We start from the raw sequence: 14,690 nt of genomic DNA on the forward strand, positions 1-14,690 counted from the left end.
CCATGTTGGGCAACCTTTCGATCAATCAGCGGGCTGCGGTTCTTTCGGTTGTCATGCTGGTGGTTGGCCTCCTGATCTGGGAGGCCGCCATTCCGGCGCAGAAGGCAGCAGAGGAACTGACCGAATATGAACGTCTGACCGGAGGTGGTGCACCAAAGGCGGGCGTTCCGCCACCCAGCCAGGTCATCGCCAAGGCGTGGGAACAGCTCTCGAACCCGTTCTATGATGCGGGCCCCAACGACAAGGGGATCGGCATTCAGATCGGCTACTCGATTTACCGCGTGCTCACCGGATACCTGATGGCTGCCATGGTTGCGATCCCGCTGGGGTTCCTTATCGGCATGAGCCAGGTTGCCTACAAAGCGTTCAACCCCTTCATCCAGGTGCTGCGCCCCATCTCACCACTTGCATGGATGCCGCTGGCCCTGTTCATCATTCAGGACAGCGAGGCATCAGCGATATTCGTGATTTTCGTCTGTTCGATCTGGCCGATGCTGCTCAACACGGCATTTGGCGTCGCAGGTGTCAGACAGGACTGGGTGAATGTCGCCCGGACGCACGAACTTGGTCCGATCAAGACGGCCTTTACCGTCATTCTGCCAGCGGCGGCCCCGACAATCGTAACCGGGATGCGGATTTCCATCGGAATCGCCTGGCTGGTCATCGTCGCGGCGGAGATGCTCGTTGGTGGAACGGGGATTGGCTACTACGTGTGGAACGAGTGGAACAATCTCGACCTGACCTCAGTCATCTTCTCAATCCTCATGATCGGCGTTGTCGGCATGTTGCTGGACTCGGCCTTTGGCGTCCTGCAGCGCGCGGTCGCCTACGCAGAATAAGGAGGCACTCATGCCCAAACCGTTTCTCAGCATCGAGCGGCTGACACAACAGTACCCTGACGGTCAGGGAGGCACCCTGACCGTATTTGAGAATGCCAGTTTCGGGATCGAGAAAGGCGAGTTTGTCTGCATCCTCGGCCATTCCGGCTGTGGCAAGTCGACGATCATGAACATCCTTGCCGGATTGGCTGAGCCCACATCCGGCGTGGTCAAGATGGACGGGTTCGAAGTCTCCGGTCCGTCGCTGGATCGTGGCGTCGTGTTCCAGAATTACTCGCTCCTTCCGTGGCTGTCCGCGCTCAAGAATGTCACCTTCGGCATCAAGGCCCGGTACCCGGATTGGTCCGCGGACAAGGTGGAAGCCCATGCACGGGACTTTCTGGCCAAGGTCGGACTTGAGGGTGACGTGGTGCATCGCAAGCCCAGCCAGTTGTCAGGCGGTATGCGCCAAAGGGTGTCGATCGCACGTGCGTTTGCCAACCAGCCAAAGCTCTTGCTTCTGGACGAACCATTCGGCGCATTGGATGCCCTGACACGTGGCACCATTCAGGAGGAGTTGCTCAAGATCTGGAGCGGCACCGAGCAAACGGTGTTCATGATCACGCACGATATCGACGAGGCGATCCTGCTTGCCGACCGTATTCTGCTCATGACGAACGGTCCCTTCGCCCGGGTTGCAGAGTCGGTTGAGATCACCATTCCACGGCCCCGCAGCCGTACGGAAATCGTGGAGCATCCGAACTACTATGCGATCCGCAACCACTTGGTGCAGTTTCTCGGCCAACGGTCGAAGGAATTGGCAGGCCAGCAAAGCGGAGATGCCGAGCAGAGCCCGGACAATGTTCGGATCGACATGACCAGTGCCGAAAAGGTCGAAGAGGACATCGCGCCTCCGCCTTTGCGGGCGGTGAATGACTGATCGGGTTTGGCATGACCCTTCAACTTGCCCCACGCGCACCGTTGCCGCCATTTACGTTTGAGGATGCGGTCAAAAAGGTGCGTTTGGCCGAGGATGCGTGGAACAGCCGAGATCCGGCAAAGGTGGCGCAGGCCTACACGCCGGATACGCGCTGGCGGAACCGGGACACATTTCTGAACGGCCGTGCAGAGGTAGAGGCGTTCCTGACCGAGAAATGGCGCCGGGAAAACGGCTACCGGCTGATCAAGGAAATCTGGGCGCATGAGGCCCATCGGATCGCCGTACGGTTTTGCTACGAATGGCATGACGAGACGGGCCAGTGGTTCAGAGCATTTGGCAACGAGAACTGGGAGTTCGACGTGCTTGGCTACATGGCGGTACGTCACGCGTCCATCAATGATGTGCCCATCTCGGAGAACGACCGCTTGTTTCACTGGCCTCAGGGACGTCGGCCTAACGACCACCCGGGCCTCACGGAACTCGGACTTTAACAACTGCTTTCGAAAAATGATCACGGAGGACAAGACATGAAAGACAACTACGAGGTACCTGTCATGATGACCAAGGAAGACGTGACGATGATGATCCTGTCGGCCAAGAAGCAGGCTGGCATGACATGGGAAGGCATCGCCGAGAAGATCGACATGTCTCCGGTCTGGACGCATTCGGCGTGCATGGGCATGAATGCATTTCCCAAGGACAAGGCCGAGGCGCTGGTTTCGGTCATGGGTCTGCCGCAGGAAGCGGCCAGCGTTCTCGAAGAGCCGCCCACCAAGGTCTGGGAGCAGTCTGTCCCGACCGACCCTTGCATCTATCGTCTTTACGAGATTGTCGGGGTCTATGGCCCGACCATAAAGGCGCTGATCGAAGAGAAGTTCGGCACCGGTATCATGTCGGCCATCGACTTTGACATGAGCGTAACGCGCGTGCCGCATGAGAAGGGCGACCGGGTCAAGTTGGAAATGTCCGGCAAGTATCTGGCGTACAATTCCTGGTAAGCGCGTCAGGACCCAATCGGTTTTCTTGATAAACGCAGGCCATTGGCCTGCGTTTCGACCCTCTCAGGCCGCAGTGCGTGATTTGGAGAAATCGGGCGATTCAACGATGCCTTGATCGAAGAGCTGTGCGATTTCCGTTCCCGTACACCCCGCGACGTCTGAAAGAATCTCTTCGGTGTGCTGGCCCAAAGTGGGCGCTGGTTGAGCGGTCGCGCGGGGAAGCGCGCTGAAGGATGCAGGGTGCGACGGAACAGGGTACTTGCCGATCCCTGGTTGCATCACCGGCGAAAACATCGGGTTGTCAGTACCAAGGTCCGGATCCTGCTCAACCGCTTCGCGGACAGTCCGGAACTCTGACCAGGTCAGTCCGCTCTTGTTGAAGTCAGCTTCGAAGTCTGAAACGCGGCGCTGGGCAAACCAGGGTTTCAGGACAGCGGTGATTTCGTCTCTGAAGCGCCAGCGATTTCCTTCATCCGTCAATGATGTTCCAAGTCTCTGTTCCAGTGCTGCCATTTCTTCGGTTGTCCCGGTTGCCTTGCAGATTCCGCGCCATTGGCGGTCGGTCAGCCCAATGATCATGACGCGGCGTCCGTCTGCACAAACAAAGTCCTGACCGTAGGCGCCAAAAAGCGCGTTTCCGGACTTGCCCCGGTCACCGCTGTTCAGTGTAACATCACCGATCATCCCGAGATGCCCCAATGCAGCGGCCGCGACATCCTTGAGTGCGAGTTCCACCTCCTGACCGCCATGGCCGCGCAACCGATGCCGTTCCGCCGCCAACAGCGCTGACACACACATGTTGCCAGCGATCAGGTCCCAGGCCGGAAGTGCATTCGCAACAGGATCTGTGTACCCCTCCGGTCCCGTCATGTGCGGAATTCCAAGAGCAGGGTTCACGGTGTAGTCCACCTGCGGACGCCCATGCCTGTCGCCCGTGAGCGTAACCATGATCAGGTCGGATCGGTGTTGGCTCAGTGTTTCGTAATCCATCCAGCCTCGGACCCGGAGGTTTGTCAGAAACAGCCCTGCATCCTGTCCGGGGGCGGTGATGATGCGCGTGATCAATTCGCGCCCCTCCGGCGATTTCATGTCGACCGCAATGGATTTCTTGCCTTTGTTCATTCCGGCCCAGAAAAGGCTTTGGCCGTTCGGGGCCAATGGCCAGCGTCCGGCATCCAAACCGCCGCCCAACCGATCAAAGCGGATCACCTCCGCCCCCATCTGGGCAAGTGTCATTCCCGCCAGGGGGACTGCGACAAAGGCGGACCCTTCGACGACCCGCATTCCTTTCAGCACGTTCACTGGGCATCCTCCCAGATGGCGGTTGCCTGCATGCACTGGTGACCATTCTGTCCTGTCCAGAGGCTCAGAACGGCGTCTTCGGTCTCCATCGCGATATCGCAGGATGTGCCGGCAAACATCGGATGGACGCCTCGGAAATCGAAGTATTTGGGAACGGAGCCCCGTGCCCGTACGGCAGCGCGCATCAGAAGGGTCGCCTGCAATGGGCCATGCACGACAAGGCCTGGGTACTTCTCGACCTGCTGTGTGTAGGGCAGATCATAATGGATGCGGTGTGCGTTGAAGGTGACCGCCGAATAGCGGAACAGGAGGGTCTCGGACGTATCGATCTGTTCCACTGGCGCGCTGGGCAAAGGCGTCTTGCGCGGCGGTGTGAAGGTTTCCGGGATTTCAAGGTAGACGATGTCCTGTCGTTCCTCGATTGCCAGCCCGGACGGTCCGTAGATTGCGTGATCCACCGTCACGAAAACCATCGGCCCGGTCGCGCCTTGCTTTTCGGTTACCGCACGGATGGATGACCGCCGCTCGAGCGGATCCCCAATGCGCAGGGTTGGGCCGTGGAATTTGAGCGCCCCGCCTGCCCACATTCTTCGGTCCAGTCGAACTGGGGGCAGCAGGTCGGTGTTGCGGGGATGTCCGTCTTTGCCAAGCTGCTCATTCGGGGTCGAAAGCGGAAACGCACACCAATGCCAAAGCGGGGGGAGAGGATCGCCGTGAGAGGGTATTTTGCCCAAACCGACGGTCGCGTGAAGTTGCCGGGCAAGCTCTGGTGTGATGCTGCCCGCATCGTTTGTTACGCGTCCCTGCCACGCCTCGAGGTTCAACATATCCATGAACTTCCTCCCCATTGAATGAACATCAGATATGGCGGAAATCTAAAAAAATCAAATGATTTTAATGACTTAGCGGAATACCACGGTATACCGACATGGTGATTTTGCAGGTGCGGCATTTGAGGGATAAGGGTTTTTCGCCTCTTTTCGCAGATGCGGCATCATGCAAAATAGTTGAAGTTTGGTTGCGGTTTGCCTGTGTGATGGGTCTCGGCTTCGGGATGGATCCCCGCTTTCGCATTTCGGATCGGCGCGGTAGCGTTCGGTTATGGATCGCACCCAGAGCACTCTGTCCCACTCGCTTCGGCATCGCTCAGGAGGGTTTGCATGACGCGCCCGGGTGGAGAAGACTTTTCGGTTTCGCAAGGAGACACCTCGAACGAGGTGGTCCTGCGCGGTGCGCTCACGATCCGCACCGTAACCCAGGCAAAGGCTGCGTTCGACGGCTTCAATCCTGAAACGCTAGCAAGGATCAATCTGTCTTCAGTAACACGTCTGGACACGGCCGGGGCATGGGCCATCGTCCGTTTGCAAAACCGGTTTTCCGAGGCTCAGAAACCGCTGGAATTGACCGGGACCACTGACAAGGTGGCCAGCCTGCTGCACACTGTTGCGCAGACCATGCCGAGTCCTGAAAAGGCGCCTCAAAGTCCGTTTTCTTTTGCTCAATGGCTCGATGGGATTGGGCAAAAGGTCTTTGCAGGGGCGATGTTTCTGCGCGCACTGACCGGCTATCTTGGCATTTTCCTGCATCGGATTGGCCGGGCTGTCCGCCATCCCAGCGAGTTTCGATTTACCTCTCTGGTCCATCACTGCGACGAGGTGGGCTTCAAGGCTGTTCCGATTGTCGCTTTGATGGCGTTTCTGATCGGGGTGGTGCTGGCCTTTCAGGGGTCTACACAGCTGAGGCAGTTCGGGGCCGAAGTGTTCGTGGTCGATCTGATCGCCATCTCAGTCCTGCGCGAGCTGGGTATTCTGCTGACCTCCATCATCGTCGCGGGGCGAACGGCATCGGCCTTCACGGCTGCAATCGGGTCCATGAAAATGCGCGAAGAGATCGATGCGATGCGTACACTGGGCCTTGATCCGGCCATGATCCTATTTGTTCCTCGCATTCTCGCGCTGCTGGTCATGTTGCCGATCCTTGGATTGATCGCCAATGTCGCGGGCCTGTTCGGAGGCGGGTTGATGGCCTGGATCGATCTGGGAATTTCACCGGCGATGTTCATGACCCGGCTTGTCGAAGGCACGTCGGTCGACCATGTCTTTGTTGGTCTGGTCAAAGCGCCTGTCTTTGCACTGATCATCGGCGTTGTGGGCTGCCACGCAGGAATGCAGGTGGAAAGCAACGCAGAGTCGCTTGGACGTATGACATCGAACGCTGTGGTGACGGCGATTTTTGCAGTCATTGTTGCAGACGCGGTGTTTTCGATCTTCTTTGCGAGGATCGGCATATGACAGAGCGCGAGGTTATCATCCGGTTGCGCGGCATCCGAAATCAGTTCGGATCTCAGGTGGTGCATGAAGATCTGGACCTCGATGTCTATCGCGGTGAAATTCTTGGCGTGGTCGGAGGGTCGGGTACGGGAAAATCTGTCCTGCTGCGCACGATCGCCGGGTTGCAAAAGCCCGCTGCGGGAAGTGTAGACGTTCTGGGAACAGATGTTCTGACGGCGGACGAAGACACGCGGCAGGCACTTGAGAACCGCTGGGGCGTGATGTTCCAGGACGGCGCGCTGTTCTCGTCGCTGACGGTGCGGGAAAACGTCGAGGTGCCGATGCGCGCAATCGAAGGGCTGGATCCGGAAATCCGAAGCGAACTGGCCGATCTCAAGATTTCGATGGTCGGTCTGCAATACCTTGCTGGCGACAAATATCCGTCAGAGTTGTCTGGCGGGATGCGCAAGCGCGCGGGGCTGGCCCGTGCTCTCGCGCTCGATCCGGACATCGTTTTCCTTGATGAACCGACGGCGGGTCTGGACCCGATCGGCGCGTCGGCTTTCGATCAGCTGATCCGAGGACTGAGCCATTCGCTTGGCCTGACGGTCTTCTTGGTCACACATGACCTCGACACGCTGCACGCGACCTGTGATCGCATCGCGGTCTTGGCCGAGAGAAAGGTACTGGTGACTGGCAGCATGAAGGATATGCTGAAGGTTGAGCACCCTTGGGTTCACGAGTATTTCCATGGGCCGCGCGCTCGTGCCGCCGCATCCGAGGGATCCGCCGAACCCGGCGAGAAAGGCAACTGAATTGGAAACCAAGGCGAATTTTGTCCTGATCGGCGCCTTCACCCTTGCCGGGATGCTGGGCATCCTTGGGTTTTTCCTGTGGTTCGCGCAGGTCGAGCTGGATCGCCAGTTCGACTATTACGATATCCGGTTTTCGTCCGTTTCAGGTCTGGGAAATGCTTCCGACGTTCGCTTCAGCGGTTTGCCGGTGGGGCAGGTTGTGGATGTGAAACTGTCGCCAAATCAGGACGGAACCATCCTTGTCCGGGTCGAGGTCGATGCGGCGACGCCTGTACGGACGGACAGCATTGCAACCATCGAAGCGCAAGGCGTAACGGGTGTGTCCTTTGTCGGGATCGATCCCGGCACTCCGACTGCGGACCTGCTGGAGCCGACCGAGGAACAACCTGTTCCCGAAATCATGGCCGGGCGCTCTACCCTGCAGAGCCTGTCGGAAGATGCCCCCCGACTGCTTCAGGAGTCATTGCAGCTTGTTTCGGATGTTGGCGACCTTCTGGGCGCGGACAACCGGGAACGGATCAATGCCATCATCGCCAATGTCGAACGCGCTTCTGCAGATTTTTCGGCCACCTTGGACGGGTTTTCATCTGTGACCACAACGGTCAATGATTTCGCGGAGCAGATCAATCGCTTCAACGAGACACTCAATACGTTGACGGGTGATCTGACGGATGTTCTTGAAACCGCGGATGCCACACTGACCTCGATTGGCGAATTGTCGGAGCAGGGTAAAGGCGTTCTGGCAACTGGGGCCGAAACTCTGACGACGGCGCAATCGGCCATAGAGAGGACAGAAGAATATGTGTCCTCGGAACTGAGTGTTACAACTGAGGAGTTGCGCGCGGCAGCAGCCTCTCTGCAGCAGGAGGTAACGGCGCTTGCTACGGATGCTCGGGCGCTTATGGCGACACTCAATCAAACGGGCGAGACCGCTACGGCCCGTTTGAGAGAGGCAGAGCAGACATTGGCCGCTACCGATGCGCTGATCGCGCGGTTGGATGGGGCAGCGGTGGTTGTCAGTGAAACTGCAGGAAACATTGATGCGCTGGTCCGCGAAGAAGGTGCGCCGCTTTTGTCAGAAACGCGTGACATGGTCGCCGAGGCCGACCGGGCCATTGCATCGGTCGCCGCTGTGGCGAACGACGATTTGCCGGTGATCATCGCGGATATCCGGCAAACGGCAGAAACCTTCCGTACAGTGACAACAGAGGTGGGTGGCAACCTCACGGCCTCCAGTCAATCCGCGGAAGTGGTTCTCGAAACCGCGCGGATCACGCTGGAGGATGCGCGCGTTTCCTTTGCAAATGCGAACGAGACTTTGTCGGCGATCAATGGTGCGTTGGAAACCGGAGACCGAGCACTGGATGCGGCAGAGCGTGCGTTCAGCGGAGCGGACCGTGTGATCAATGAAGATCTGGCCGGTATCATCGATGGTCTGGAACGCTCACTCAACAGTCTTGATGGTGCAATCGCACAAGTGTCCGAGGATCTGCCCGGGATGTCGGATGACCTTCGCGCTGCCAGCCGGGCAGCCTCTGAAACTTTTGCTGAGTTGCGAAGACTGACTGATGCCGCGTCGCCCTCGATCCGGGAATTCTCGACCACCGCACTTCCACTCTATTCCAGGCTGGCGCAGGAAAGCCGCGCATTGGTTGCAAATCTCGACCGTCTGACCGATCAGATACAGCGGGATCCCACACGGTTCTTCCTGAATCGAGAAACGCCGGAGTTCAGACGATGATCAATCGCGCCATAGTCCGTCGCACCATTGCCGTCATAGGGCTGGCATTCATGTCGGGCTGTGCAGCGATTTCGGCTGTAAGTGATGCCGCGACACCCCTTGACGTGTTCGAGTTGCGGGCACCTGAGTCAATTCAGGGCTCTCAGCGCAGACCGCTCGACCGGGATGTGATCATCGAGTTGCCGACGACCAGCGGCGCTTTGGCTACGGATCGTATCATGATCCGTCCGAACGCGCTTCAGGCGCAGTACCTGCCGGATGTGCGCTGGAGTGAACCGACACCGGTCATGGTACAAACGCTCATGTTGCGCGCCATCGAGGCCACGGGGGCGGTGCGCTATGTCGGTCGCAAACCACTTGGCGTCAGCGGCGATTTTGCGCTTGTCACCGAGGTCGTCGATTTTCAGGCAGAACTGAACCCGGATGGAGAAACCGCGACGGTGCACGCAAAGTGGCTCGTGCGGATCGTCCGGGAGCAGGATGCGAGGATCATCGCAACGCGCACTTTTGCGGCGCAGGTCCCTTCGACCTCGACCGAGACAATGGCTGTTGTGGACGCCTTCAGCGCAGCTTCCGATCAGGTGCTGGTCGCGTTTGCGGAGTGGGTACGCGGCGTTCTTTGACCACGCTCAATCGCCGCTGTTGGCATAAATTGTACCTGCGGATCAAACCTGATTCCACATGGTTCCGCGAAACCCGGGCCGTCTGAAGAGCGTCACTCCAACCGCTTTCCGGGCGCGAGATAGGTTGGATCCGCAGGCACTTCTATCAGGTTCAGACCGCCACGTTCGCGCGCGGCCGCGAGGACCGCTGCAAAGCGGTCAATATCGCCTGCGCGTTCGGCATGTGCCCCGAACGACCGGGCAAAATCACAGAAATCCGGATTGGTCAGTGCGGTCCCCGAAACCCGATCCGGGTATTCCCGTTCCTGATGCGCGCGGATCGTTCCGTAGCGCGCGTTGTTGATAATGATGACCGTCAAGTTCAGGCCGTGATGCGCTGCCGTCGCCATTTCCTGACAGGTCATCATGAAGCAACCGTCCCCGGCAATTGCGAATATCTCGCGGTCTGGTTCGCAAATTGCAGCGCCTATGGCAGCGGGCAGTCCGTATCCCATCGATCCCGATGTGGGAGCAAGCTGCGAACCCGGCGCGCGATAGCAATAGAAGCGGTGCAGCCAAGCTGCGTAGTTCCCGGCGCCATTGCAGACGATCGCGTTCTCGGGAAGCACTCCCGCCAGATGTGCAAAAAGCGGGGCCAGCGGGTCGCCTGAAACTGACGCCGGATCGCTGAAGGTTTCGTACTGCTTCCGCAATTCAGTGGTGCGGTCGGTAAATGTGCCGGGCGTGATCGGCTCCCAATCGGCAACCGCCTCGCAAAAGCTTTCGGTATCTGCGGCGACGGCGATTTCCGGTTCGAACACCCGGCCCAGTTCCTCAGGCTCGGGAAAGACGTGTATCAGGGACAGGTTCGGAACGGGCGGAGAGAGCAGGGAGTATCCCGCCGTGGTCATCTCTCCCAGACGAGGACCGATGGCGATAAAGAGGTCTGTCTCGGCCATGATGTCCTTCAGGTAGGGCGGGGTGCCGACACCATAGTGGCCGATGTAATTCGGGTGGCGGTTGTCCATCAGGCCCTGACATCTGAGCGAGACTGATACCGGCAACCCCTGCGTTTCAGCAAAGGTCTGAAGCGCGGCAATTCCCTTGCTGGTCCAACCACCGCCGCCAGCCATCACCAGCGGTGACTTGGCCTGTGCAATCCGGTCTCTGATCGCGTTCAGGGCAGCGTGGCCCGGACCGAAACGCGGCGTTTCAACCCGCGCGGGCGGCTTCGGGCGCGGGATCTCATCGTAGAGCATGTCTTCAGGCAGGGCCAGTACGACCGGGCCGGGACGCCCAGACATTGCTGTTCGGAAGGCACGGCTGACATATTCCTGCAACCGAGACGCATCGTCGATCTGGGCGACCCATTTGGCCATCTGGCCAAACATGCGACGGTAGTCGATTTCCTGGAACGCCTCGCGGTCGAGCATGTCGCGCGCGACCTGCCCTAGGAAAAGGATCATTGGCGTCGAGTCCTGAAACGCGACATGCACACCGGCGCTTGCGTTGGTGGCGCCCGGTCCGCGCGTCGCAAAGCATATGCCCGGACGGCCTGTCAATTTTCCATAGGCGTCAGCCATCATCGCGGCACCGCCTTCCTGTCGGCAGGTGACAAACCGGATATCACTTTCTCGTCCGTAGAATGCATCGAGTACGGGAAGATAGCTTTCACCGGGAACGCCGAATGCGGCGGTCGTGCCCTGCGCAACGAGTTGATCGACAAGTAGGTCCGCCGCGCGGATGGTCGGGTGTGTGCGGGTCATGAGGTGTTTTGCCTTGGTTGTGCTTGCTTGAACGCTGGGTAGGTTCGGCAGTCAGAGCAAAACAGATGGTCGGTTCAGACACAATGGGTGTCGGCCATGGATTGCCAACCTCGCAGGGCCACTGCCAATATACTGGTATGAAAAATTCTCTGCGCATCGATTGCCTGCAATACGCCAACTGGTCGGAGAAGGTCTTTCGGCAAATGCGTCAAGGACGCGTTGACGCGGTGCATGTGACAATCGCCTATCATGAGACATTCCGGGAAACTGTCCTGAACTTTGAAAAGTGGAACAGGTGGTTCGAGCGTTTTCCCGATCTGATCATGAAGGGTCTGACGGCAAGCGACATTGATCGCGCACAGCAAACCGACCGCACAGCCATATTCTTCGGTTTTCAAAACCCAAGTCCGATTGAGGACGATATTGGCCTCGTGGAGATTGTGCATACGCTCGGTGCACGGTTCATGCAGTTGACCTACAACAACCAGTCGCTTCTCGCGACAGGCTGTTATGAAAACGAGGATACCGGCATAACCCGCATGGGCCGTCAGGTGATCCGTGAAATGAATCGGGTCGGTCTGGTTGTCGATATGAGCCATTCCGCCGACAGATCCACGATCGAGGCAGCGGACCTGTCTCAGCGTCCCATCGCAATCACGCATGCAAACCCGCATGAGTGGGTACCGGCGCTTCGTAACAAGAAGGACGATGTGATCCGCGCGGTTACCAGCAATGGCGGAATGCTGGGCTTTTCTCTTTATCCACATCATCTGAAAGACAAGTCTGACTGCACGCTGGAAAGCTTCTGCGAAATGGTGGCGCGAACAGCTGACCGCTTTGGGACAGAGCATCTGGGGATAGGGTCGGATCTGTGTCAGGATCAGCCGGACAGCGTTGTCGAATGGATGCGAACCGGGCGTTGGAGCAAGGATATCGACTACGGTGAAGGGTCAGCATCAGCGCCCGGATTCCCCGACATGCCGGCCTGGTTCCGGGACAACCGCGATTTCGGAAACATCGAAAAGGGGTTGCGCGACGTTGGTATGTCGGAGGACGAAGTTGCCGGCATCATGGGCGGGAACTGGTATCGCTTCTTTGCGGATAATTTTGGGGGGCAACGATGAGCAGAGCGGCGACATCGGTCTCGCGTCGTGCTCCCGACATGGTGATGCGACTGAGCCGTTTGGGGTCCTTGCATCAGTGCCGCCTGAGTTTCATGCGTGTTCTGACCCGAAGACTTGCCTCTGAAAAATGGCGGTTCGAGCGGCGCGAGTTTGAGGTCGATGACCAAGGCGTTGGCCATGCCGTCTATACGGCGATCGGCCCCAAACGTAGCTATTCGCTTGTTGCCTTCGCGAATGATTTGCCGGCGGAGAAAAGATCTGACCGTGTGATTGCCGAGGCGTGGGATGCGACCTTCGCTCTTTTTGACGGTGTGCCAACGCAAGCCGACATTGACCGTCTGGCGCGGAATGTGCCCTTGCAAGAGGCCGGGCGTATCTCAGAATCCGAACTTTCGCTCTCTCGTGCGAACCAGTCCGTTCGATTGTGGGATCATGTTGTCGCGTCGCTGGCTTCGGGTCGCCAACCCGATGTCGCGCAGATCGACGCCGTGGGGTACCTGATGCGGACAACCGCTGTTTACGGCTCTGGCAAGTTCGGTGCGGCTGACCGTGACGTGATCGCGGACCGGGAAGAGTTGAACGGTCCATTTCAGGCAGAAATGCTGTCAGTGTATCTCACCCGTGCTTTTGTGCGCGATCTTGTTGAGCATATGGCGCACATGAAGGGTGGCGAAACAGCCGTCAGTCTTGATCCGAAACTCGCACGCCGCCTTGGGATCGGGAACTCGACGGGGCTCGGCATGGCGCCGTTTCTGATCAATCACCCGGTTCTGTTCAACAATTGGATCATGGCCCGCGAAGAAGCCATTGCACGCGTGCGTTCGTTGCCCAAGGCAGGCAACAAAGACATTGCCCTGTTTCACGATCTGCTGGAGCGCAGCGTGCAGAGCGTGCATCAGTGGCGGTCCGAGCATCCTGTTCAACGGAGAAAGCTGTCGGTTCTGAAACACGACCTGAGCGCATTGAAGGAGTATTTGGCTTCGGAAATCCTGACCCGTGAAAATCCGTGGGACGTGCTCTATCTGTGGGCTGAGCAAAACCTGAGCGAAGAGGGACAGGAACTGGTCGCCTCGCTGATGCTTGAGCCTTATCCGGAGCTTGTTGACGGGCTTGCCCATTGCATGTCCGACAGCCGCGCAGATGCATTCAGGATTGATGGCGGTCGCACCGTTGGTGAATTGCGCGATCAGATTGCGCGGACGTTCGGTTGGGCTTTGGATATCGACTGGTCCGTACCGCAGTCTTGTGCCCGGGCATGGTACACATCCGAAGAAAAGCTGGAACCCAGGTTGGGTGAACGGTTCGAAGAGCCAATCGCAGACTATGAACAGCCTCTCGCGCCGGCTCGCGATGCCTGTGCCGCATTCGGGGCGCTTGAAGATTGGCCAGCCGACACGCCGATATCGGCATTCCTGCTGCTCCACCCTGAGCACAGGCATACGATCCGTCGCGCTCAGATCAGTGCGTCGGCGCCGTACGGAGAAATCCGCGACAACACCATCAGCAGCGATGTCATGCCGATCGACATGCTGCGGGCAAAACTTTCATTTTTCGGGGCCACCCATTTTGATCCGCGTTCTGATCGATGGGTTCGGATCTGTATGTATGCTGGCGCGCCCTATCCGGAAGACCTTTCTGAAAAGAACGCGGATTTCTGGGTCTATCCGAGTGTCGCAGAGTGACCGTCTCGCTCAACGAAGTGGAGGCGATGGCCAAGAAGGCGACACGCGGCGCGGGCTACCCGTGGGGTGTTGCCGAAGACGCCGGCAAGGTCGCGCGCCAACTTGGAATGTGGGGCTACGACGGCTGCGGAACACTTGCGCGCGCTCTGACGCGGTTCGATGGTGTTTTATTGGAGGACAGGCTGCCGATCTTCGACGGTTCAGATGTCCAACCCAAGATAGGCATCCTCTGTCCCTTGCTCGCAGGAACCGCTCTTTCGGATCATGCTGAACGATTGTCAGTTGGAGCGATGGGGACAGGTCCAATCGCGGAACCGACGCTGCTTCTGCCATTCGCTGGGTTCGCGGCGCAGTTTCTTCGCTCTCCTGTTCGGGTGGCGGGGGCAGGGTTTTCTGTCACGACAAACGGGGAACATGTTTCGGTCGAGGGAGAGATACCCGACCAAGCGTCCGCGCTGACAATTGAGCGCGTTGCCACCTCTGTGCCTTGTCGTGAAAGAGCATACAGGGCTGCACCCCTTCAGGCAGATTGGGACGTTCTCGCGCGGTTCGCGCACCGGACTTATGCCCCGGCGACGGAAGAAAGCCGCCAGAAAGGCGCGGGGGCGGACTCCGCCTCGGACGACAGTTAG

General features: G+C 58.6%; 14 protein-coding genes. 11 read left to right on the forward strand and 3 right to left on the reverse strand.

The window, feature by feature from the left end:
* The first annotated feature begins 2 nt into the window (after positions 1-2).
* From ntrB to cynS, 4 genes are read left to right on the forward strand one after another with little or no spacing between them, the layout of a single operon-like run.
* Positions 3-839, forward strand: a complete 837-nt coding sequence (gene ntrB, locus MGEO_RS04715; RefSeq protein WP_085635540.1) for a nitrate ABC transporter permease — start codon at positions 3-5, stop codon at positions 837-839.
* A gap of 10 nt (positions 840-849) precedes the next feature.
* Entirely contained in the window at positions 850-1,758 is a 909-nt protein-coding gene (locus tag MGEO_RS04720) for an ABC transporter ATP-binding protein (protein ID WP_085635541.1), read from the forward strand.
* Positions 1,759-1,769: 11 nt separating this feature from the next.
* Positions 1,770-2,249: a nuclear transport factor 2 family protein gene (locus MGEO_RS04725; RefSeq protein WP_085635542.1), complete on the forward strand. Its 480-nt coding sequence runs from the start codon at positions 1,770-1,772 to the stop codon at positions 2,247-2,249.
* A 36-nt stretch (positions 2,250-2,285) separates the two neighbouring features.
* Positions 2,286-2,756, forward strand: a complete 471-nt coding sequence (gene cynS, locus MGEO_RS04730; protein WP_233139632.1) for a cyanase — start codon at positions 2,286-2,288, stop codon at positions 2,754-2,756.
* 63 nt (positions 2,757-2,819) lie between these two features.
* Here the strand turns inward: cynS and MGEO_RS04735 are convergent, their stop codons facing one another.
* Entirely contained in the window at positions 2,820-4,040 is a 1,221-nt protein-coding gene (locus MGEO_RS04735) for a CoA transferase (protein ID WP_085635627.1), read from the reverse strand.
* Between the two features lie 14 nt (positions 4,041-4,054).
* Positions 4,055-4,891: an FAS1-like dehydratase domain-containing protein gene (locus tag MGEO_RS04740; protein WP_233139636.1), complete on the reverse strand. Its 837-nt coding sequence runs from the start codon at positions 4,889-4,891 to the stop codon at positions 4,055-4,057.
* A gap of 327 nt (positions 4,892-5,218) precedes the next feature.
* On the opposite strand from MGEO_RS04740, the gene MGEO_RS04745 reads away from it, so the two are divergent.
* The 4 genes from MGEO_RS04745 to MGEO_RS04760 are packed head-to-tail and all read left to right on the forward strand — an operon-like array spanning position 5,219 to position 9,507.
* On the forward strand, positions 5,219-6,349 hold the full coding sequence (locus tag MGEO_RS04745; protein ID WP_085635543.1) for an ABC transporter permease: 1,131 nt from the start codon (positions 5,219-5,221) through the stop codon (positions 6,347-6,349).
* Positions 6,346-7,143, forward strand: a complete 798-nt coding sequence (locus MGEO_RS04750; RefSeq protein ID WP_085635544.1) for an ABC transporter ATP-binding protein — start codon at positions 6,346-6,348, stop codon at positions 7,141-7,143. Before MGEO_RS04745 ends, MGEO_RS04750 begins: the two co-directional genes overlap by 4 nt.
* Positions 7,079-8,884 (forward strand): MlaD family protein, encoded by a 1,806-nt coding sequence (locus tag MGEO_RS04755; RefSeq protein WP_233139645.1) that lies wholly within the window; start codon positions 7,079-7,081, stop codon positions 8,882-8,884. Before MGEO_RS04750 ends, MGEO_RS04755 begins: the two co-directional genes overlap by 65 nt.
* Positions 8,881-9,507, forward strand: a complete 627-nt coding sequence (locus MGEO_RS04760; protein WP_106299128.1) for an ABC-type transport auxiliary lipoprotein family protein — start codon at positions 8,881-8,883, stop codon at positions 9,505-9,507. The genes MGEO_RS04755 and MGEO_RS04760 overlap by 4 nt, the downstream gene beginning before the upstream one ends.
* Positions 9,508-9,599: 92 nt before the next feature.
* Here the strand turns inward: MGEO_RS04760 and MGEO_RS04765 are convergent, their stop codons facing one another.
* Positions 9,600-11,252, reverse strand: coding sequence for a thiamine pyrophosphate-binding protein (locus MGEO_RS04765; protein ID WP_085635546.1), 1,653 nt, complete (start codon positions 11,250-11,252; stop codon positions 9,600-9,602).
* 137 nt (positions 11,253-11,389) lie between these two features.
* On the opposite strand from MGEO_RS04765, the gene MGEO_RS04770 reads away from it, so the two are divergent.
* Genes MGEO_RS04770 through MGEO_RS04780 form a run of 3 tightly spaced genes read left to right on the forward strand, consistent with a single transcriptional unit; the run spans position 11,390 to position 14,690 of the window.
* Positions 11,390-12,376 carry a membrane dipeptidase gene (locus tag MGEO_RS04770; RefSeq protein ID WP_085635547.1) on the forward strand — a complete coding sequence of 329 codons (987 nt, stop codon included), beginning with the start codon at positions 11,390-11,392 and terminating at the stop codon, positions 12,374-12,376.
* Entirely contained in the window at positions 12,373-14,058 is a 1,686-nt protein-coding gene (locus MGEO_RS04775) for a hypothetical protein (RefSeq protein WP_085635548.1), read from the forward strand. The genes MGEO_RS04770 and MGEO_RS04775 overlap by 4 nt, the downstream gene beginning before the upstream one ends.
* On the forward strand, positions 14,055-14,690 hold the full coding sequence (locus tag MGEO_RS04780) for a DUF3726 domain-containing protein (RefSeq protein WP_085635549.1): 636 nt from the start codon (positions 14,055-14,057) through the stop codon (positions 14,688-14,690). Before MGEO_RS04775 ends, MGEO_RS04780 begins: the two co-directional genes overlap by 4 nt.

Source organism: Marivita geojedonensis, from assembly GCF_002115805.1.
GTDB classification, from domain to species: Bacteria; Pseudomonadota; Alphaproteobacteria; order Rhodobacterales; family Rhodobacteraceae; genus Marivita; species Marivita geojedonensis.